Origin of the sequence: Glaciibacter superstes DSM 21135, assembly GCF_000421145.1 — a bacterium.
GTDB lineage: Bacteria > Actinomycetota > Actinomycetes > Actinomycetales > Microbacteriaceae > Cryobacterium > Cryobacterium superstes.
Genome location: NZ_ATWH01000017.1, coordinates 63,576 through 85,131 on the forward strand (window position 1 = coordinate 63,576; position 21,556 = coordinate 85,131).

General features: G+C 65.7%; 17 protein-coding genes. 12 read left to right on the forward strand and 5 right to left on the reverse strand.

Annotated elements, in window-relative coordinates:
* The first annotated feature begins 30 nt into the window (after nucleotides 1-30).
* A complete protein-coding gene (locus K323_RS0120880; protein WP_169515710.1) occupies nucleotides 31-1,575 on the forward strand; it encodes a signal peptidase I in 1,545 nt (514 codons plus the stop codon).
* Here K323_RS0120880 and K323_RS0120885 read toward each other — a convergent pair.
* Nucleotides 1,572-2,579, reverse strand: coding sequence for a LacI family DNA-binding transcriptional regulator (locus K323_RS0120885; protein WP_022887209.1), 1,008 nt, complete (start codon nucleotides 2,577-2,579; stop codon nucleotides 1,572-1,574). The genes K323_RS0120880 and K323_RS0120885 overlap by 4 nt on opposite strands.
* Nucleotides 2,580-2,704: 125 nt before the next feature.
* On the opposite strand from K323_RS0120885, the gene K323_RS30305 reads away from it, so the two are divergent.
* The 6 genes from K323_RS30305 to K323_RS0120910 all read left to right on the forward strand — a co-directional run bounded on the left by K323_RS30305 (nucleotide 2,705) and on the right by K323_RS0120910 (nucleotide 11,466).
* Entirely contained in the window at nucleotides 2,705-3,508 is an 804-nt protein-coding gene (locus K323_RS30305) for an ABC transporter substrate-binding protein (protein WP_211219883.1), read from the forward strand.
* On the forward strand, nucleotides 3,505-4,116 hold the full coding sequence (locus tag K323_RS30310) for a type 2 periplasmic-binding domain-containing protein (RefSeq protein WP_211219884.1): 612 nt from the start codon (nucleotides 3,505-3,507) through the stop codon (nucleotides 4,114-4,116). Before K323_RS30305 ends, K323_RS30310 begins: the two co-directional genes overlap by 4 nt.
* A 114-nt stretch (nucleotides 4,117-4,230) precedes the next feature.
* Entirely contained in the window at nucleotides 4,231-5,055 is an 825-nt protein-coding gene (locus K323_RS27730; RefSeq protein WP_022887210.1) for a carbohydrate ABC transporter permease, read from the forward strand.
* A 1-nt stretch (nucleotide 5,056) separates the two neighbouring features.
* A complete protein-coding gene (locus K323_RS0120900; protein WP_022887211.1) occupies nucleotides 5,057-5,926 on the forward strand; it encodes a carbohydrate ABC transporter permease in 870 nt (289 codons plus the stop codon).
* An 80-nt stretch (nucleotides 5,927-6,006) separates the two neighbouring features.
* Entirely contained in the window at nucleotides 6,007-8,136 is a 2,130-nt protein-coding gene (locus tag K323_RS27735) for a glycoside hydrolase family 2 protein (protein WP_022887212.1), read from the forward strand.
* Between the two features lie 306 nt (nucleotides 8,137-8,442).
* On the forward strand, nucleotides 8,443-11,466 hold the full coding sequence (locus K323_RS0120910; RefSeq protein WP_022887213.1) for an MGH1-like glycoside hydrolase domain-containing protein: 3,024 nt from the start codon (nucleotides 8,443-8,445) through the stop codon (nucleotides 11,464-11,466).
* 41 nt (nucleotides 11,467-11,507) lie between these two features.
* Here K323_RS0120910 and K323_RS0120915 read toward each other — a convergent pair whose 3' ends face one another.
* From K323_RS0120915 to K323_RS27740, 4 genes are all read right to left on the reverse strand, one after another.
* Entirely contained in the window at nucleotides 11,508-12,272 is a 765-nt protein-coding gene (locus K323_RS0120915) for an ABC transporter ATP-binding protein (protein WP_022887214.1), read from the reverse strand.
* On the reverse strand, nucleotides 12,272-13,360 hold the full coding sequence (locus tag K323_RS0120920; protein WP_022887215.1) for a putative F420-0 ABC transporter permease subunit: 1,089 nt from the start codon (nucleotides 13,358-13,360) through the stop codon (nucleotides 12,272-12,274). Before K323_RS0120920 ends, K323_RS0120915 begins: the two co-directional genes overlap by 1 nt.
* Nucleotides 13,344-14,366 carry a putative F420-0 ABC transporter substrate-binding protein gene (locus K323_RS0120925; RefSeq protein WP_026851941.1) on the reverse strand — a complete coding sequence of 341 codons (1,023 nt, stop codon included), beginning with the start codon at nucleotides 14,364-14,366 and terminating at the stop codon, nucleotides 13,344-13,346. Before K323_RS0120925 ends, K323_RS0120920 begins: the two co-directional genes overlap by 17 nt.
* Before the next feature lie 275 nt (nucleotides 14,367-14,641).
* Nucleotides 14,642-16,036 carry an aminotransferase-like domain-containing protein gene (locus K323_RS27740; protein WP_051147469.1) on the reverse strand — a complete coding sequence of 465 codons (1,395 nt, stop codon included), beginning with the start codon at nucleotides 16,034-16,036 and terminating at the stop codon, nucleotides 14,642-14,644.
* A 160-nt stretch (nucleotides 16,037-16,196) separates the two neighbouring features.
* On the opposite strand from K323_RS27740, the gene K323_RS0120935 reads away from it, so the two are divergent.
* From K323_RS0120935 to K323_RS27745, 5 genes are all read left to right on the forward strand, one after another.
* Nucleotides 16,197-17,102: a nitrilase-related carbon-nitrogen hydrolase gene (locus tag K323_RS0120935; protein WP_084697565.1), complete on the forward strand. Its 906-nt coding sequence runs from the start codon at nucleotides 16,197-16,199 to the stop codon at nucleotides 17,100-17,102.
* A 20-nt stretch (nucleotides 17,103-17,122) separates the two neighbouring features.
* Nucleotides 17,123-18,556, forward strand: a complete 1,434-nt coding sequence (gene hydA / locus K323_RS0120940; protein WP_022887219.1) for a dihydropyrimidinase — start codon at nucleotides 17,123-17,125, stop codon at nucleotides 18,554-18,556.
* A gap of 68 nt (nucleotides 18,557-18,624) precedes the next feature.
* A complete protein-coding gene (locus tag K323_RS0120945) occupies nucleotides 18,625-19,677 on the forward strand; it encodes a TIGR03842 family LLM class F420-dependent oxidoreductase (protein WP_022887220.1) in 1,053 nt (350 codons plus the stop codon).
* Nucleotides 19,674-20,561, forward strand: coding sequence for an ABC transporter permease (locus tag K323_RS0120950; protein ID WP_022887221.1), 888 nt, complete (start codon nucleotides 19,674-19,676; stop codon nucleotides 20,559-20,561). Before K323_RS0120945 ends, K323_RS0120950 begins: the two co-directional genes overlap by 4 nt.
* Nucleotides 20,558-21,535, forward strand: coding sequence for an ABC transporter ATP-binding protein (locus tag K323_RS27745; RefSeq protein ID WP_022887222.1), 978 nt, complete (start codon nucleotides 20,558-20,560; stop codon nucleotides 21,533-21,535). Before K323_RS0120950 ends, K323_RS27745 begins: the two co-directional genes overlap by 4 nt.
* The last annotated feature ends 21 nt before the right edge of the window (nucleotides 21,536-21,556 follow it).

Here is a 21,556-nt window from a genome sequence, read left to right on the forward strand (position 1 = left end):
CCGGCCCCCGCACCGCATCCGCTATCACCTATGCGTACTCTACGAATCCTCGTGGTTCTCCTCGCCGTCGCCGCCGGTCTCTGGCTGCTCCCGACCGCTATCGGCGGGGGTGCGTCCTATGTGGTGACCACCGGCAACAGCATGGAGCCAGGGTTCCAAACCGGCGATCTGGCCGTGCTCCACCGGGCCGACAGCTACAACCCGGGAGACGTCGTCGCCTACCGTAGCGCGCGTATGGACACCATCGTGATGCATCGCATTGTTGCCGTCAACGACGGGGAGTACAGCTTCAAGGGCGATAACAACATTTTCATCGACCCAGAGACACCCTCGTCTTCCGAATTCATTGGTGCACTCGTCGTTCGGATCCCGCAGGGCGGCGCGTGGCTCGAGCACCTCGCATCACCGGCCGGCCTCGGGGTTGCGGCATTCATACTGCTGATCGCGGGAACCGGGACGGCGTCCCTGTCCAGGCGAAACCGGAGACCAGGAAGACCATCTATGTCACGCAAGACCACATCGCGGCCCTCTTTCAGTTCTTTTCCGGCACCGGTGCGGATCGGGGGAGCTGTGGTCGTTCTCTCCGCCGCCCTGGGTGTCGCCATCGGACTGCCGGCCTGGTTCGGTGGACCTGTCGAACGAACAGCCATCGCCGAGACGCCGAGCACTGGCAAGATGAGCTTCTCGTATCAAGCCACCGTGGCGCAGAGCCCGGTCTACGACGGCACGACGGTCACGTCGCCAGACCCGGTCTTCCGCAACCTCACCGAATCACTCGAGATCGGCTACGTCTACAACGGCGAACCGGGATCGGTGCAGGTCACGGCAGAGCTGTCCGCAGGGAGTGGGTGGCATACCAGCATCCCCCTCAGCCCACCGTCCGACTTCACCGATGACGGCTACGAAGGAAGCGTGCTGCTCGACCTCGACGCTCTTGAAGCCAGGGCGCGGGCCGCCGCCGAGGTCACCGGTATTCCTGCCGGACCGATCACCGTCTCCGTCACACCACACATCGAAACTGCGGCCGGGCACAGTTTTTCGCCCGCACTCCACCTGGTTCTTGCGCCATTGCAGGTGAGTTTGAAGGACGGCCCTGCGGCCTTGACGGTGCGCGATACGGCGACTGTGGCGCAGCCCGCCGTTGCCGCTCGGCTCCTTCAGCTCGGCAACTGGAGCATCTCGGCGATGGATGCTCGGGTCCTTTCCCTCGCGCTCCTCCTGATTGCGCTCCTCGGCGGCGTGATCGTCCTGCTCGGCGGCAAGCACGCGGTTGCCGCGGGGGAGCGCGCCGTTATCCGACGTCGATACGGCAGCCTGCTTGTGAGCGTCGGTCCCGTCCCGCTATCGGGTCGACGGGTCTTCGACGTGGCCGACTTTGAGTCGCTGGTGAAGCTGGCCGAGCGATTCGGGTCGCTGATCCTGCATTGGCAGACCGACGATGGAGAGACCTTCCTCGTCCAGGACGATAGCGCCACCTATCGGTACCAGGAGAATGCCCATGATGCGGAATCCTCGCGCCCAGCGGCACCATCCTCGGATTCAGGCGCCACTTCGGATTCCGGTGGCGGCTGTTAGCTGCTGCCACGCACCACGAGGGAGTGCGGCACCACGATCTGCACCGCAGGCAGGTCAGGCGAGTCGATTCGCTCGATCAGGCGGTGAACGGATGCCGCGGCGATGTGCCGCTTGTCGATCGAGACGGTCGTCAGCGAGGGGTTGGAGAAGCGGCCCTCTTCGATATCGTCGATGCCGACAACCGCGACATCCTCCGGGATCCGCAGGCCGGCGTCGAGAACCGCCCGCATCGCGCCCATTGCCAGCAGGTCTGAGTAGCAGAAGATCGCGTCAGGACGCCCGGCCTCGGCCAACAACCTGGCCGCGGCCTCGTAGCCGTCGACGCGATGGTAGCGCGCGGCGGGAACGATCAGGGCGGGATCCGGGGTGACGCCGGCCTTCGCCAAGGCGGCAAGGTACCCGGCGGTTCGCTGCCGAGGCGTCTGGTAGTCCTCGAGCGGCTGGTCGCCGATCGCCGCGATGCGGCGCCTGCCCCGGTCGATCAGGTGCTGTGTGGCATCGTGCGCCGCACGTTCGTTGTCGATCGCGATGTGGTCGAAGCGGCCGGTGAAGGTGTGCTCTCCGAGCAGCACCAGCGGGAGCGTGGTCGCCTGGTCCATCTCGGCGATCTCCGACTGGGTCACGAGCGGACTGAACAGGATGCCGTCGAAGAGCATGTTGCGATCGTTGCCGACCAGCAGTTCGCGTTCGCGTTCGTGATCGTGTGCGGTCTGGTCGATCATCACCCGGTAACCGGCATCGCCTGCGACATCGATCACGTCGCGGGCAAGCTCGCTGAAGTACGGGACGTCGATCTCAGGGATGATGAGCGCCAGCATGTGAGTCCGCCCGGTGCGGAGGTTGCGCGCGAGCAGGTTCGGACGGTATTCCAGCTCGTCGATCGCGGCGAGAACCCGGGCGCGAACCGTGTCGCTGACGTGGAGATATCCGTTGACCACGTTGGACACGGTGCGCGGCGAGACGGCCGCAAGCTTCGCGACGTCCTTCATGGTGACAGTGCTCACAAGACTCCTTCGACTCCAGCAAGTCTACATTTGCATCGTGGCAAATTTCCCGCTACGTTTGCATCGTAGCAAATGCACCGCACCCGTCCGATAACCCCCATCCCACTCAGACACGAGGGAGTGTCATGCCCGTTCCACAGCGCATCACCCACGTCAACGACGGTGCCCGCCGCGCCCCGTCCATCCTGCGGAAGACGGTGGCCCCCGCGGCCATGCTGGCCGCTTCTGTTCTTGTGCTCACCGGCTGCGGCCCAGACATCGGCGCGGAGAGCGCATCAGCCGTGCTCAGTGCGCCGACATCGGACTCCCCATCGGGCGAGATCACGATCTGGGACCGCTCCGGCGACCTGTTCAATGTCTTCGACGGCGTCATCGAGAAGTTCAACGAGAAGTACCCGGACATCACGGTCAACCATGAAGCGGTCGACATCGACGCAAAACTGCCGAACACGCTGATCACCGCCACCGACGTACCGGACGGGGTGTTCCTCGACGATGCGAAGGTCGCCGGTTTCGCCGACCAGCTCTACGACCTGTCCGACGTGCTCACGCCTTACCTCGAAGACATCGCCCCGCAGAAGGTCGATGTCAACTCCGTCGACGGCAACGTCTACGGAGTGCCGTGGGACCTCAACCCCGGGCCCCTCTTCTACCGGGCAGACATCCTGCAGGCTGCGGGGGTGGACCCGGAGTCGATCGAGACCTACGACGACCTGACGGATGCCGCCCAGAAGGTTAAGGACGCCAATCCGGATGCCGGGCCCATCCACCTCGAACAGTCGGCTTTCCTCGGGCAGCTGTGGCTGGAGATGTTCGCGAGCCAGCAGGGCGCCAGCCTCGCCGACGAGAACGGCGAACTGCAGCTGGACTCTCCCGAGTACCTGAAGATCCTCACCTGGCTCGACGACGTGAACAACTCGACGACGTGAACAAAGCGGGTCTCGGCACACGCGCGGAATACCTCGGTCCGACAGACCTGGCGACACTGGAGAGCGGCCAGCAGGTGTTCGTTCCGTGGTCGATCTGGTGGGACTTCGCCCCACAACAGCTGTTGCCGGAGACGACGGGCAATTGGGCGGCCATGCGTCTTCCGGCCTGGGAAGACGGCGGCTCGCGAAGCGGCGCGATGGGCGGGGCGAGCTTTGTGATCCCCAAGGATGCCGAGAATGGCGACCTTGCCTGGCTGTTCTACGAGTTCCTGGCGTTCGACCCTGAGGGCTACGCCGCCGTCTACGGACCGAACGACATCTACCCGAACGGCCTGAACACCTCCATCCCGGCGTACTCGCCCGCTGCCGACCCGGCAACACCCCTCTTCGGACCGATCGACGGACTCGGCGGCCAGGACCTGTGGACCACCGCGATCGAAGCCGGCAACGAGATTCCGGGCAGCGCTCCGATTCCGCAGTGGTGGGCGGGCGCCGTCGACTACCTGGGCAACAACCTGCAGAGGATGTTCGACGGCGACCTCACTCCGGAGCAGGTCATCGAACAGTCGACGGAAGAGATCCAGACCAACCTGATCGACAGGTCCTGACACCGGTCAGGATGCCGGCGCACAGGCAAAGAGGAAAGACACCCTGATGAGTTCCACCAGCGTCGTTTCGGCGCCCGGCGCCTGACCTCGCGGCGGCTGGCCCCTTACGCCTTCGTGTTCCCGTTCGTGCTGCTCTTCCTGGTGTTCAGCATCTACCCGCTGGTCTTCACCTTCCGGTTGAGCCTCACGAACTGGAACGGGTCAGGGGTCGCCCGCTGGGGGGGCTGGGAGAACTACACCTACCTGCTGACCAACCCTGCGTTCTGGTCTTCGCTCGGCAACTCAGGCGTGCTCTGGTTGCTCATCGTCCCTCTGCAGCTGGTGCTTGCCCTGCTCGCCGCCGTCGTGCTCAACAACTCGAAGCTGCGGATGCGGGGCTTCTACCGCACCGCGTTCATCGTCCCGTTCGTCACGCCGCTGGTCGCGATGGCGCAGATCTGGATTGTCGTCTTCGACACGAACTATGGCGCAGTCAACGGCATCCTGAACCTCTTCGGGCTTCCCGACATCGCCTGGCTCACATCGACGGAGTGGGCGAAGCCCACGCTGGCGCTCCTGTTCCTGTGGAAGACCACGGGTTTCGGGATCATCATCGTGCTCTCAGGGTTGCAATCGATCCCGGCAGACATCTACGAGGCGGCCTCGCTCGACGGCGCCAGCCGCTGGCGGCAGCTGGTGAGCATCACCGTGCCGATGGTTCGGCGCACCCTGATGTTCCTCACCGTCATGCAGACGCTCGCGGTGTTCCAGATGTTCGCCGAGCCGTTCGTGATGACGGATGGCGGGCCGTACGGGTCGACGACGACGGCGGGCTTCTACCTCTACAATCACATCACTCGGTCCGACCTGGGAACCGGTGCGGCGAACTCGTTCCTGCTGGTGATCATCGCGATGATCCTGTCGCTGTTCTTCGTCCGCCTGCTCAGAGCGAAGGACTGAGATGACCACGCTGACAACACTTCGTCCCCGTCCTCGCTTCGGCATCGGCCAGCATGTGTTCCTGGTGATCCTCACGATCGCCTTCCTGGCACCCGTCGCCTGGGCCATCCTCTCCTCGTTCAAGCCGGCCGCTGAGATCATCACCGACCCGCTCGGGTTCGACCCATCCAGTTTCTCGCTCGGCAACTACGCGGCGATGTTCCAGGATGTTCCGATCGCAACGGGGTTCCTGAACACCGGCATCGTCCTGGTCTTCAAGGGCGCGATCACGCTGTTCTTCGCGCCGCTGGCCGGCTTCGCCTTCGCCAAGTATGAATTCATCGGCAAGAACGTGATCTTCGGCGCCGTGCTGCTGACGCTCATGCTGCCGACGATCGTGCTCATCATCCCCCTGCTGCTGGAGATGAAGGAGTTCGGCTGGGTCAGCACCTACCAGGCGCTGGTGCTGCCGGGATCGATCGACGCCTTCGCCATCTTCTGGATGCGCCAGGTCATCACGAGCGTCCCGGACGAACTCCTCGATGCGGCGCGGGTCGACGGCTGCAGCGAGTTCGGAATCTTCTGGCGCATCGTGCTGCCGGTCATCCGCCCTGGCATCGCCGGCATCGCCGTTCTCACGGTGATGAATATCTACAACGGCTTCGTCTGGCCGGTGGTCATCGCCACGGGGGAGAACATGCAGACCCTGCAGGTTGTGCTCTCGACGCTTGCCCAGAACATCACCGGCAACAAGATCGGCGCCGACTTCGCCACGGTCTGGGGCGAACTGCTCGCGGCGTCGACGATCGCCCTCGTTCCCCTGCTCGTGATCTTCATCCTCCTCCAACGGCACTTCATCAACGGGATCCTGGCCGGCAGCGTCAAGGGCTGACCTGGCATCGTTCTCGCCACGATTCATCACGCTTGTCTCACCACGCGTGTCTCACCACCGAAGAAAGGCATCGAAACACCATGCGTCACACCATCACTCGCGATCAGGTCCGTACGGACCGCGCGCAGCCGGGAACCGACGGCGCTCTCCAGCCGTATCCCTCCTTTCCGCGGCCGGATCGCGACCGTTCGAGCGCCTGGCTGAACCTTAACGGCACCTGGGACTTCCTCGCCGATGTCGGCGCCCAGTTCGGCGATGCTGCGGCGCTCCCCGACGGTGAATGGGATGCCGGAATCGTCGTGCCGTACTCATGGGAGACCCAGGCATCCGGGGTCGCCAGGTCCTGGCTGGAGACCGCCTGGTACCGCACGACCTTCACCCTGCCTGAGGCGTGGCTTGGCCGACGGGCCATTCTCAACTTCGGCGCAGTGCACCGCGAGGCCCGGGTCTGGGTCAACGGTGTTTTCGCCGGTTCGCACGCCGGCGGGTACACACCGTTCGAGTTCGACATCACGGATGCCGCGGGAGCCACCGCAAGCGGATCCGGTGTTGAGGTGGTTGTCCGTGTCAGCGCACCGTCCGACAAGCGCGAGATCGCGCACGGCAAGCAGCGGTCGATCCCGCGTGACGACTACGACGGCGTCAGTTTCACCCCGACTTCTGGAATCTGGCAGGGGGTCTGGGTCGAGGCGCGTCCGTCCACGCACGCCACCGTCGTGAGCCTGCGCGGGGACAGCCTCGACGGGATCGATGCGGTCGTGACCGTGGGCGGGCCAAACGCCGGGTCCGCGACGGTCACCGTTCGCGCCGTCGACCGCGACGGGCGCAGCGTGGAGGATGTCGCATCCGTTGCCGACGGCCGTGCCGGCGTGCGTCTGCCGATTGCCGACCCGGTGTTGTGGTCGCCTGAGGACCGGCACCTGTACACCGTGACGGTCACTGTCACCACAAGCGACGGGACGGACACCGTCGGTTCGTTCGCCGGGCTGCGGAGCATCGAACGAGACGGAGAGCGGCTGTTGCTCAACGGCGAACCACTGTACCTGCGTGGCGTTCTCGACCAGGGATACTGGCCGGGCAGCGGGCTGACCGCGCCGGACGAGTCGGCGCTCGAGCTCGACATCGATCGGGCGGCGGATGCCGGGTACAACCTCGTTCGCAAGCACCTGAAGTTCGAGGACCCGCGTTGGCTGCACGCCGCCGACGTGAAGGGCATGCTGGTCTGGGCCGAGCCCGCGTCGACGAGCCGGTTCCTGCCAGCGGCGGTGGACGCTTTCGAAGAGCAGATCGAGGCGATGGTCGAGCGTGACGGCAACCACCCCAGTGTCATCGTCTGGGGGCTGTACAACGAGGAATGGGGCATGGACTGGGACATTCCAGGCGACCCTGACAAGGGTGCAACTGTTGAGAGGGCGTATGACTTGCTCGCGGCGCTGGACAGCTCGCGTCCGATCGTGGACAACTCGGGCTGGACGCACGTCAAGACCGACCTCGTCGACTGGCATTGCTACGACGAGGCCCCGGCCGGCTGGGCCGCGCGCGTGGCTGCGCTCGCCGACGGCAGCGAGGACTCCTTCCCTGTGCGCCTCGCGCCCGACTACATCCCAGACAAGGCGATCTACGCCGACGACCGGGTGCCGCGCACCGGCATCCCGTTCCTGAACAGCGAGTACGGCGGCGGATTCACCAACCTCGAGCGCGGCTGGCACCTGCGCTGGCAGACGCAGGAGCTGCGCAGGCACAATCGGATCGTCGGCTACGTGTACACCGAACTCGCCGATGTCGAGCACGAGACGGCTGGTTTTCTCTACGCTGACCGGTCGCTGAAGGACCTCGGCGGGTTCCCGCTGTCGATGGTGAATTCGGAGACGACCCTTGTGCTCGACGTGGTGCCGCTGGAAGCAGGGACCGATTGCGCGCCGGGGCGGGAGGCGTTCGAGGTGCCTGTGTATGTTTCACACCACGGCCGGGCGGCGTTAGTGGGACGAATCGCCAGCGCATGGACACCGGCCGGATCGCCGTTGCCGGAGGTTGCGGCCGGACAGGTTGTCGCCGTGGATCTTGCGGTGAGTCCATTCGTACTCTCGGGCGCAGTGACGGTGCAGGCCGTGCTTCCCGACGATCGGAACACTGGCCGGCTGTGGATCTGGTTCGAGGTCGACGGTGCGCAGGTGGCACACGCGTTCCTCGACGTTGGCGTGCTCGGCTAGCCCGTTCGGGTGTGGCCTTGGCGCCCGGTTCAGGGCCGGGCCCGCACCGTGACGACTGCCGGGCCGTGCGCGGCGGTACGCAGTGCGGCGACTCACAGCCGATTGCACCCGAATAGGGGGGAAAGTGCTTGACAGTTCCAGCGCGCGTGAATACGCTGCTTGAAACCTTTCATTTTCTCGAACACGGTGTCAGCGTCGCCACGACGGAAGTGGTACGACGCTGCCCATTTCGCCCCGGTTCAGGCCCGGTTTCGGCTCGTATTCGGGCTGAGATCGAGGCATTGATCCCGTAATTGGAGAATTCCGATGAGCATCAGCACCAGTCGTTTCACCACCAGCCGCCGTTCTTTCCTCAAGGGGGCGGGCCTCGTCGCCACGACGGCAGCCCTGGTGCGACCCATGCAAGCCGCCGCCGCCGACGCGGCGGCCGCTGAAGAAGCCGCGACCTACCACCTGGAGAACGGATTTGTACGCCTCTCCGGCGCTTACGGCAAGCTCACCGAACTGTCTTGCGACCCGACCGGCGCCGGAAACTACGAGCCAACGACGTTCAGCTCGGTCTTCCTCGGGAAGACCGACTACTTCGACGCCGTCTTCAACGAGGGAGTCACCCCGACGGTCACAGAGACGAAGCTCAGCCTGGCCGGAATCCAGATTCCCGCGCCGGTGAGCCTTCGCCAGGAAGAGCTGAACGCGCCCGTGCAGCTGGCCCCCGGCCACACGCTTGGCCAGTCCTTCACTGCGACGGCAAGCCAGTTCTCCCGTGTCGGCGGCCAGTTTCCGACCTGGAGCAACCCGAACTCTTCGATGAAGCTGACCCTCTACGCTGGTACCCCTCCGACCGGTCTCACGGAGATCGGCAGCACCGTGTTGAGCCCGTTGCAGGACAACGGTTGGGGATACCTCGACGTTCCCGCTCAGCCCGCCGGCATCTATTACCTCGAAGTCTCCGAGGCGTCAGGCACCCCTGGGTGGTGGTGCCGAAGTGGCGATGTCACCGTCGACGTTGGCGGGGCCTCATTCAGCGATCGCCAGAAGCTGTCCGGACGCACCATGACCATCGACGTCGTCGGATTTGAAGTCGACGGCATCGCAACGTGGGACCTGGAGCTCTCCGGCCCCACTCTGGCCATGTCGTATGAGATCCAGTGGCAGGCCGATCCCCGTGCTGACCTCGGAATGATGCTGGGCACCTCGTGGCTCTATGACGGGTACTCCATCGATTACGCGGATGGCGTGCTGTTCAGTCGCTTCTTCGGCGACGACGGCCACTACATGCCCTCGCACCAGCTGAAGCGCCGCACCACCTGGACAACGCCCGTGGTGGGAAAGGAGTGGATAGCGGCGACCGGTACCGGGCCGTATGACCTGAAGATCACCGCACCCTCGCCGAGCATGGACGGCGCAATCACCAGCGACGCCATGGCGCTCTCGCTGAACACCGGCGACGCCGAGCCGGCATCCGTCATCTCGCGGTCGATCGCCATCGACGTTCAAGCCCACACCGAGGCGCTGCCGGAGGTCTTCCCGGTCTTCGTGGCGTCCGACCAGGGCAGGGCGGCGCAACTCTCGACGTTCTACTGGGAGCGTGCGCTGAGCTTCCGCTTCGAAGGGCACGCAGCCGATTGGGCCGATTGGGAAGGCCGCATCCTCGACTGGACCGGCACGATCGGTGCCAAAGCCCAGGTGGACAGCCTGCTGAACACGAAGCAGGACGACGACGGATACGTCTGGTCATGGCCGGATTCGCAGGGCTGGCCGTTCCCTGACCCGGCTGTCTACGACAGCAGGCACTTCACATCGAACGCGATGTACATCCTCGCCGCCTGGCGGTACTACTCCTGGACCGGCGACGCCGCCTTTCTCGACACGATGCTGCCGCGGGTCAGAAGGGCGATGGACTTCTACCTCGACACCCTCGGTGGCAGCAGCGGCATCGTCACGATCTTGTCGCCAGACCACAGCGGGCGAGACGGCGCCGTGCCGTCCAACTACTGGGACATCACCTCATACGGTCATCTGGATGCCTTCCTCAATGCCTATTTCTACGGTGCTCTCGAGGCCATGGCCCAGCTCGAAGAACACGTGCACAACAACAAGCGTGCGAAAGAGTTGCGGGCGCTGCGTCCGTCGGTTCAGAAGAAGTACAACGAACTGTTCTGGAACGAGACTGCCGGCAGATACGTGCAGTGCATCGACGTTGACGGCGTCACCCACGACTTCGGTTCGACCTACGTCAACCTGGAAGCGGCATCCTTCGGGCTGCCATCAGCCGACCAGGCCGCCCGAATCTTCGACTGGCTCGACAACGGTCACACCGAACTGCAGAACTCGGTCGTGCTGATGGAGGGCGGGGGCCTCGCGCCGAAGATACAGCCTGACCACACCATGGGGCAGAGCTTCACGGCCAATGCGGCGTTCACGAGTGTGGCCGCGCGTTTTGCCACCTACAGCGAGCGCGGCGCCGCCTTCAGGATGGTGCTGTACCAGGGACTGCCGGGCGACCCGGCATCCGTTCAGGTCGCAGAAAAGCAATTCGGCGACTGGGGTGACGGCCAGGTGGCCTATATCGATCTGCCGAAGCAGGCGCCTGGCGTGTACTACCTGGAGGTCTCGAACGTCACAGGCACGCTCGCGTGGTGGTCGTCGATGACCGTCGAGCCGGGCGCGCTGGCGTATTCAGATGGGTCGCCGGCAACGGATGCCAGGTCACGCTTCCTTGCAGCGCTCGGCGAGCACTTCGAGGGCCCGGCAGACATCTACTCGGCGTGGGTATATGCCCCGCGGGCGACGACCAGGCGAAACAGCTATTGGTTCTTCCTGAACAACCTCACCGTACCGTGGGGCAACCAGGTGCAGGACGGCGGCACCATCCTCTACACCTCTGGGTTCGACGTGATGGCTCGCGCCCGCTACCAGGGCGCTGACGACGCCTGGGCGCGGATGACCGCAATTCTCGACCGGTGGAGCGAACCAGACCACCTGTGCGGAGGCACGCCGCTGTTCCGTGGCGAGACCACGGTCGACAGCGGAACGAACAGCACGCAGGTCGGCACCGACATTCCGTTCCCGGAGAGCGGCCTGGCACCGGCGAGCTTCCTGTACGCCTTCATCGGGATCGAGGCGGAACCGGATGGCCTGGTGATCACGCCGAACCTGCCGTCTTCGCTGAGCGAGGCGGGGGTTCAGAACCTCGTCTGGCACGGGAAGAAACTGCAAGTGATGGTGACCGGCAACGAGATCAGGGTGACCGGCGACGGCGTCAACATCACGAAACACTACAAGCCCGGCAAACCGGTGCGGTTGAAGACGAACCAGCTCTCGCACTGACGAATGCCGCGGGTGCGGATGCAGCGGCGCTCCGCACCCCGCTACCCGAACGCGATGACCGGGCGGCCGGACTCCGGGTGCCGCAGCACGACGGCGTCGACCTCGAAGACCGAACGGATGAGGTCTGGCGTCAGCGTCGCATCCGTCGCCCCAGCGGCCACAACGCGGCCGCGCTGCAGCACAATCACGTGATCGCTGTAGCTCGCGGCCAGGGTCAGGTCGTGCAGTGCGGCCAGCGCAGTGACCCCTTGGGTGGCCAGCGATCGCACCAGCGCCAGTACTGACAGTTGCGCGCTGATGTCGAGGTGGTTCGTCGGCTCGTCGAGCAGCAACAGCGACGGCTGCTGGGTGAGCGCCCTCGCCAGCTGCACCCGCTGCCGCTCGCCGCCAGACAGGGTGTGGAATCGCCGCGCCGCGAATGACGACATGCCCACCGTCTCGAGCGCCTCGTCGGCAATCGTGCCGTCTTGCGCGCTGTCGCCGGCGAGCATCGACTGGTGCGGCGTGCGTCCGAGGAGCACCACCTGCCGAACGCTCAGCTCAACATCGGTCGCCGAATCCTGCTCCACGAGCGCCACCCGCCTCGCCCGTTCGCGCCGCGGCAGCGACCCCAGGTCGGTGTCATCGAGCAGAACCGTGCCGCCGCTCGGCCGCCGCGTCGCCGCGATCAACGCGAGAAGCGTCGACTTGCCCGCGCCGTTCGGCCCGAGCAGGGCCGACACCGACCCAGACGGAACGCTCACGTCGACACCGTCGACCAGCATCCGCCCGTCGATCGTGTAACTCAGTCGCGACGCCTCGAGCATCAGGCGATCGCCTTCCGCCGCCAGAGCAGCACGGCGAACACCGGCGCGCCGATCAGCGCGGTGATGATGCCGACCGGAATCTCCCGCGGGTCGAACACCGTGCGAGCGAGCGTGTCGGCCCAGATCAGGAACACCGCACCGCTGAGCGCGGCGAGCGGCAGCAGCGCCCGATGCGCACCGCCCACCACGAGCCGTACAGCGTGCGGCAGGATCAGCCCGACAAACCCGATCGAGCCGCTCACCGAGACCATGGCGCCGGTCAGCACGGCGGTGCCCGCCAGCAGCAGCCAGCGGGTTCCGTTCACGTTGACACCCAGAGCGGATGCCGCCGTGTCACCGAAGGCGAACGCATCCAGCACCCTGCCGGTGACCAGGATCGGCGTGCCGACAACGGCGATCGCCACGGCGACGATGAGCACAGACCACCAGGTCGCACCACCCAGCGAGCCCATCAGCCAGCCCAGGATCTCCCGGTACGCATCACCCTGCGCCGACCAGAAGATCACAAACGACGTCGCCGCGCCGGCCAGGGCGGAGACCGCGAGGCCGGCAAGCACGGTGCGGGTCGGGGTGATCGCGCCGAGCGAGCTCGCCAGCCCGAGAGTCGCGACCAGCGCCAGCATCGCCCCGGCGAACGCGGCGAGCGGCAGCACCAGGCCGAGCCCGAGCAGCAGCACGGCAACCGCACCGAGCGACGCGCCGGAGGAGAGACCGAGCAGGTACGGGTCCGCCAGCGGGTTGCGCGTCACCGCCTGCATCACCGCGCCGCTGATCGCGAGCCCGGCGCCGACCCCTGCCGCGGTCAGAACGCGCGGGAGCCGCAGCTCCCAGACCACGCCGTCGAGCAGTCCGGGCAGGGGCGATTCACCGAAGCCGAGGTGATGCAGTACGGAGCCCCAGACATCCGTCGCCGACAGCGACGCCGGTCCGATGGCGACCGCGAGGGTGACGGATGCCACCAGCAGCACCGCAAGCAGCGCACCGGTGAGCGCGGTGCCGGCTCGGCCTTTCGACCGAGCCCGCACGCCAGGTGCCTGCGCGGTGGGGCCCCGAGCGTCTGGTGCCCGCGGGTCAGTTGGCCGCGTCATCCAGCTTCTTCACCTGGTCGACCAGCGACTGCACGGTTTCGACGTTGCGCACGCCGGCTTCCGATGCGGGGAACGGAACGATGAGGTAGCGCTTGTTCTTCACGGCGTCGAGCTGCGCCGTGACCGGGTTGGCCTCGAGCACGCCGATCTTCTTCTCGGTGCTGCCCCAGGCCGAATCGACCAGCACGATCACGTCTGGATTGGCCTCGACGACGACCTCCCAGCTGAGCGACGACCAGGTCTCGTCGATGTCTTCGGCGATGTTGGTGAGGCCGGCCGCGTCCATCATGATCTGCGGGGCGCCGGAGCCGGCGCCGACGAAGGGTGTGTCTGAACCGGAGCTGTACCAGAGGGCGGTGGTCTCGCCCTTCGCAGGCTTGACGGCGTCGAGCGCGGCGCGCTGGTCGGCGACCAGCGTGGCAGCGGCATCCGTCGCGTCGAAGATCTGACCGACCTGGGTGATCTCGTCGAAGACGTCGTCGAAGGTGAGCGGGTGCGGCTGGTAGCCCTCCTCCTGGCAGGCGGCGGGGGACACAATGGTGTTCAGGCCGAGCGTGGCGAGGGCCGCGCGGTCACCGGCGCCTTCAGCCGAGAAGTTCGACTCCCAGCCGGCATAGACGAGGTCGGGGTTCTGCTCGAGCACGGCTTCCTGGCCGGGAACGCTGTCGCTGATCACCGGAACGTCGGCAGCGGCATCCGCCCACTGCTCTGAGACGGGCCCGTCGGAGAACGATGAGGCGACGATGTGGTCGCCGAGCCCGAGGGCGAGCAGCATCTCGGTGGAGGTCGACTTGATCGTGAGCACACGCTCTGGTGCCGAGTCGAAGGTCACCTCTGTGCCGCAGTTGTCGATGGTGAGCGGGTAGCCAGAGCCCGAAGCCGACGGGCTTTCGGTGGGGTCGGCAGCCGGCTCCGGCACACTCGCGGCGCATCCGGCCAGGAGCAGGGCGGATGCCGCGGTGGCGACGGCGACAAGGGGGAGACGGTGGCGGCGCTTCGGTGACATGAATTCTCGCTCTGAGTGGGCCCGGCCGCGCACGCGTGCGGTCACATCGTCGGTCTGACAGCGCCAAAGCGACGATGCGCACGCACTCGCGAAGGCGAGCGGGCGTTTCGATTGGGGGAGCGGGGCCGTGCGATAGGCGGCGACGGATGCGACCTGCCGCCCAAATCCGGACGGGCTCACCCGGTCAGAGCTAACCGGTGGTCGCTTTCCAGCCTATGCCCAATCGGCGGGGGCGCGGTCGCGACTCATCCTCCTCGACGGATCTCCTCGACGGATCAGGCCCAACGGGCGGTGAGCGTGTGCGGGCCGGGAGTCACGGCGGGCTCCGGACCGGCCGCAGCCGCGGCCAGCGCCCGCGCCACCGGCTCGATGTCGTCTGGCAGGGCGCCCGCCGTCACACGCACGAAGGCCGCGCCGTCAGCGCCACCAGCCGGTGGCGCGGCGAAGAACGGTGCACCTCCCGCGACCCGAATGCCGGATGCCGCCAGCCGCACGATGGCGTCGCGCTCATCGGCCACAGGCAGCCACATGTTGATTCCGTCTGCCTGAGGCACGGCGAGGCCGAACGAAGCGAGGGCATCCGTCAACGCCTTCTGTCTGGCGAAATACATGTGCCTGGCCTCGCTGATCTGCGTGATGCTGCCGGGGTTCGTGAGCAAGTCGTGCAGAATCTTCTGCAGCATGCGGCTTGTCCAGCCTGGCCCCAGCATCCGTCTCGACACGATCGGGTCGACCAGGCGGGCCGGCCCGCCGAGCGCCGCGATGCGCAAGTCTGGGCCGTGCGATTTCGAGAAACTGCGCACGTGCAGCACTCGCTCCGGGAGCCAGCGCCCGAGGCTCACGTCTGGCGCGACGCTGATCTCGCCGGAGTGGTCGTCTTCGATCACCACCGTGTCTACGGCCTGTCGCGTCGCCCGGAGCAGCATGGCCAATTCTTCCGCCCGTTCGGCCGGCATCGAAGCGCCGGTCGGGTTCTGCGCCCTTGGCTGCAGGATGACGGCGGCCGGCGCCAGCGCTAGTGCGGCTGCGAACGACGCCGGCACAATCCCGTGCTCGTCGATCTCCACCGGCAGCCGCTCCACCCCGATCTGGTCGAGCAGGTCGAAAAACGGAGGGAATCCGGGGTTCTCCACGATGACCCGGTCGCCGAACCTGGTCACCTGGTCGAGGCTGCGGGAGATGGCATCGAGGGCGCCGTCGACGACGGTGATCGCGGGGGCCGGGTACGACCATGACTCCGCCAGCACCTGCAACAACTCAGGAATCACGGGGAGATCCTGATAGCTGGGCGTCACCGCCCGCTCAGAGACCCGCGACAGCGCCGGCCCGAGCGCCGGCAACAGCAGGGGGTCTGGAGTGCCGCGCGACAGGTCGAGCCGCGTCGCCTGGGCGTTCGGCGCCATCGTTTTGCTTCTGGCCGGCAGCCACGACGGCGCGGCGTCCAGCACGAAGGTGCCGCTGCGCCCGCGCGACGCGATCAGGCCCACCGACGCCAGCGCGCGCCACGCCTGACTGACGGTCGCCGGGCTCACTCCGAGCGTGCTGGCGAACTCGCGCACGGTGGGAAGGCGGTCGCCGGGTGACAGGCGGCCGGATGCGATCAGTCGCCCGAGCGCTGCGGCAATGCCGGCAGGGGTGCGGGTCTCGATCTCGTCGATAAAGATTTGCATGATCACTTGCCCTTGGCTGGTTCAGGCGACAGGATGATTAACGCGTGCGTCATACAGAGAAACACAATAGAAATGTTCACGTTGAATAATAACAAAGCCGGGTAACGCATCCTGGTTCGTGAACCGAAACGACAATCAGATTTCGATCAACGAGGATTGGATGGCACCACACGTGACCGCAGAAAACGTGACAACACCGAACGTGACGGCAGCGGATTCGAGAACCGTTCGAGCCGCCATCACCCAGACCACCTGGACCGGCGACAAAGAATCGATGATCGCCAAGCACGAGCAGTTTGCTCGGGACGCCGCGGCAGACGGTGCCCAGATCATTTGCTTCCAGGAGCTTTTCTACGGCCCGTATTTCGGCATCACCCAAGACAAGAAGTACTACGCATACGCTGAAGCCGCTGATGGGCCAATCGTGCAGAGGTTCGCCGCGCTGGCCAAAGAGCTGAACCTGGTGATGGTTCTCCCCATCTACGAAGAGGACATGCCGGGCGTCTACTACAACACGGCCGTCGTCGTCGACGCAGACGGCACGATCCTGGGCAAGTACCGCAAGCACCACATTCCGCACCTCGACCGGTTCTGGGAGAAGTTCTACTTTCGGCCCGGCAACCTCGGCTACCCGGTCTTCGAGACGGCCGTCGGCCCGATCGGCGTCTACATCTGCTACGACCGGCACTTCCCGGAGGGCTGGCGCGAACTGGGCCTGAATGGTGCCCAGATCGTCTTCAACCCCAACGCCACGAAGCCTGGACTTTCGAACCGGCTATGGGAGCTTGAGCAGCCCGCTGCCGCTGCCGCCAACGGCTACTTCGTCGCCGCGCCGAACCGTGTCGGCACCGAAGACAACGAATACGGCGACCTCGCGGTTCCCTTCTACGGCAACAGCCAGTTCGCCGACCCGCAGGGCAACATCGTCGGCGGCTACGGCAGCGGTGATTCAGAGGAGGTCGTCATCCGCGATCTCGACCTCGACATGATCCGCCAGGTGCGCGACGACTGGCAGTTCTATCGCGACCGCCGCCCGGACTCGTACACGTCGATCCCTCAGCCGTAACGACTGCGAAGGAGCAGAGGATGAAAACCCTCATCAAGAACGGCACGGTCGTCAACTCCACCGGCACAGCGCAGGCCGATGTGCTCATCGACGGTGAGACCATCGCGGCCGTGCTCGCGCCAGGTTCCTCCCTGCTCGGCTTCGACGTGGAGAACAACGTCGACACCGTCATCGACGCGGCGGGCAAGTATGTGATCCCTGGCGGGATCGACGCCCACACCCACATGGAGATGCCTTTCGGCGGCACCAATGCCAGCGACACCTTTGAAACCGGCACCCGGGCCGCCGCCTGGGGCGGAACCACCAGCATCGTCGATTTCGTCGTGCAGTACGCCGGAGAGAACGTGCTCGACCAGTTCGCGCTGTGGCACGAGAAGGCCCGCGACAACTGTGCCATCGACTACGGCTTCCACCAGATCCTCTCCGACGTGCAGGATTCCTCGCTCACGGCGATGGACGAGCTGGTCAAGGAGGGCGTCTCCAGCTTCAAGCTGTTCATGGCGTACAAGGGCGTCTTCCTCTCCGACGACGGCCAGATCACCAAAGCCATGCAGCGGGCTGCCCAGAACGGCAGCATGATCATGATGCACGCCGAGAACGGATCCGTGATCGACCTGCTGGTACAGCAGGCGGTCGCCGCAGGCAACACGACGCCGTACTACCATGGCCTCACGAGGCCGTGGCAGGCGGAGGAGGAGGCCACCCACCGGGCGATCATGCTGGCGAACCTCACCGGTGCACCGCTGTACGTGGTGCACGTGTCGGCCAAGCAGGCCGTCGCGCAGATCGCCACCGCACGTGACAACGGCCAGAACGTCTTCGGTGAGACCTGCCCGCAGTACCTCTATCTCTCGCTCGAGGACAACCTCGGCGCCGAGAGTGATGAATGGGGCAGTTTCGAGGGTGCCAAGTGGGTGTGCTCGACACCGCTGCGCTCGCGGGAGGAAGGCCACCAGCACCACATGTGGCAGAGCCTGCGCACCAACGACATCCAGATGGTCTCCACCGACCACTGCCCGTTCTGCATGAAGGGCCAGAAAGACATGGGCCTGACCGACTTCTCCAAAATCCCGAACGGCATCGGGTCGGTCGAACACCGGATGGACCTGCTCTACCAGGGTGTCGTCGACGGCAACATCTCCCTCGAACGCTGGGTCGAGGTCACCTCCACCACGCCGGCGCGCATGTTCGGCATGTACGGCAAGAAGGGCGTCATCCAGCCAGGAGCCGACGGTGACATCGTCGTCTACGACCCGAAAGGCCACACCTCGATCGGAGTCGACAAGTCCCACCACATGAACATGGACTACTCCGCCTGGGAGGGCTACGAGATCGACGGCCACGTCGACACCGTGCTCTCGCGCGGCAAGGTCGTCATCGATGACAACCAGTACCTCGGCACCAAGGGCGACGGAAAGTTCTTCAAGCGCGGTCTGAGTCAGTACCTGATCTAGCCGTAGACCGAACACCGCACCTCACCACACCACCAGCCCAGCCGACCCGGACAGCGACAGGACACCAGATGGATTTCGGAGCAGTTCTCCAGACCAACCCGCCGTCGGCCAGAACGGTGCAGCTCGCCAAGCTGGCAGAGGACCACGGGTTCAGCCATGTCTGGACCTTCGATTCGCACCTGCTCTGGCAGGAGCCATACGTCATTTACAGCAAAATCCTCGCCGAGACCCGCAAGATCATCGTCGGCCCCATGGTGACCAACCCGGCCACCCGCGACTGGACGGTCACCGCGTCCACCTACGCGACACTCAACGAGATGTATGGAAACCGCACGATCTGCGGCATCGGCCGCGGCGACAGCGCGGTGCGGGTCACCAACGGGGCGCCCACCACACTGAAGACGCTGCGCGAATCGATCCACGTCATCCGTGAACTGGCGAACTCGCGGCCGGTCGAGTACAACGGCGCGACCTTGCAATTTCCGTGGAGCACCGGGTCGAGCCTCGACGTCTGGGTTGCGGCATACGGGCCGCTTGCGCTGAAGCTGGCTGGTGAAGTCGGCGACGGTTTCATTCTGCAGCTGGCTGACCTCGACATCGCGAAGTGGATGATCCAGACGGTTCGGGATGCCGCGGCGAACGTCGGGCGCGACCCGCTGGCCGTGAAATTCTGCGTTGCCGCCCCGATGTACATCGGCACCGACGTGACTCATATGCGCGACCAGTGCCGCTGGTTCGGCGGCATGGTCGGTAACCACGTCGCCGACATCGTGGCCAAGTACGGCACCAACGGCGGCTCGGTCGGCGGCACTGCAGGCGGCGCGGGCGGCGGCATCCCGACCGCTCTGACCGACTACATCAAGAACCGTGAGGGGTACGACTACAACGAGCACGGCCGAGCGGGCAACACCCACACCTCGTTCGTGCCCGATGAGATCGTCGACAGGTTCTGCCTGCTGGGCACGGCAGAGGAACACATCGAGAAGCTGAAGGCGCTGAAGGCCCTCGGCGTCGACCAGTTCGCCGGCTACCTGCAGCACGATAACAAGGAAGAGACCCTGCGGGTCTATGGGGAGACCGTCATCCCGGCCATCGCGGAACACATCGTGGCGAAGGCATGAATCGTTCCGGCCGGGGTACCACGTGGCGCCGTATTGCAACCGGTGCCCTGGGCATCGTGCTGCTCTGCGCTGCCTGGGAGCTGTACAAACTGCTCGGCCCGGCAGATGGTGTTGTCGTCGGCGGCCTCACGATCCTCCCGCGCACCAGCGACCTCGCCATGCCGCACCTGTGGACCATGGCAGAACGGGTGCTCGAACCGGTCACCGGCGCTTCGAACGCCGTGCCGATGTGGGAAGCCGTGCTCCAGGCATCCCTCTTCACACTCGGCATCTCGGCCGTCGGCTGGCTGGTCGGGGTCTCGGTGGGGCTCGCGCTCGCCCTGCTCATGCAGCGGTTCCGGCTCGCAGAGCAGGCCGTGCTGCCCTGGGTGATCCTCAGCCAGACCGTGCCGCTCATTGCCATCGCGCCGCTGGTGCGTCGGTGGGGCGCGCAGATCCACTTCGGAGAGTTCACCTGGGAGAACTGGATGTCGGTGGCCATGATCGCCTCCTACCTCGCGTTCTTCCCGGTGTCGGTCGGCGCCCTCCGTGGCCTCTCCTCACCCGACGCCGCCCACGTCGACCTCATGCGCTGCTATTCGGTCGGCTGGTGGAAGACGCTCTGGCGCCTGCGGCTGCCGGCCAGTGTCGGTTACCTGTTGCCCGCGTTGCGCCTCGCTGCGGCAAGCGCCGTGATCGGTGCAGTCGTCGCCGAGGTGTCGATCGGGCTTCGTGGCGGCATCGGCCGACTCATCGTCGAGTATGCCGGCGCGGCCGGCGGTGACCCAGGCAAGCCTTGGGCGCCCATTTTCGGATCCGTGCTGGTCGGCCTGGTCGCCGCCGGATTTGTCGGCCTGATCGGCCTGTTCCTTCGTCGATTCCGCAGGGGAGAAGTTCCGGCATGAGATCCCAGTCCACAGAATCCGAATCGTCGGCAACGGATGCCGCTGCACTCCGGGCAACGGATGCCGCTGGACCCCGGGCAACGGATGCCGCTGCTGACGACGCGGTCAAGAACGCCACTAGCAGCGGCGCCACCGACGGCCATCGCGCCGTCGACGTGCAGGGCGTGAGCCGGGTCTTCAGCGGGCGGAAGGGCGCATCCGTCACCGCGCTCGACGACGTGAGCCTGACGGTCGCGCCGGGAGAATTCGTCTCGCTGATCGGGCCGAGCGGTTGTGGCAAGAGCACGCTGCTGCGGTTGATCGCCGACCTCGACGAGCCGACGGCCGGGCAGATCCAGGTCTTCGGCAAGACCGCCAGGCAGGCGCGCATCGACCAGGCCTACGGAATCGCGTTCCAGCAGGCCGGCCTGCTGCCGTGGCGCACGGTCAGCGGAAACATCGACCTGCCGCTCGAACTGCACCGCGTGAACAAGGCGGCCAGGAAGGCACGCGCAGCCGAACTGCTCGAATTGGTTGGGCTCTCCGACTTCGCTGCACACTACCCAGACCAGCTTTCCGGCGGTATGCAGCAGCGTGTCGCCATCGCCAGGTCGCTGGCCGAGAGCCCCAGTCTGCTGCTGATGGACGAGCCGTTCGGCGCCCTCGATGAAATGACGCGGGAACGGATGCAGAACGAACTCGTGCGCATCTGCGGAGAAACCGGCGCTGCCGTGGTCTTCGTCACGCACTCGATCCCTGAGGCGGTGTTCCTGGCCGACCGCGTGGTCGTCATGTCGCCGCGTCCCGGACGCATCCGGGACATCCTGAGCGTGAAGCTCGGCGACACCGGGGAGCGCGGCGAGAACCTGCGCGAGGAGGAGTCGTTCTTCCATGCTGTGAGCCAGGTGCGTGAACTGCTGCACGGTGAATCGCCGAATAGTGAATCGCCGAATAGTGAATCGCCGAACGGCGTGCGCGGAGTGGAGACGCGATGATGGCTCCGGAACGCGGGAGGT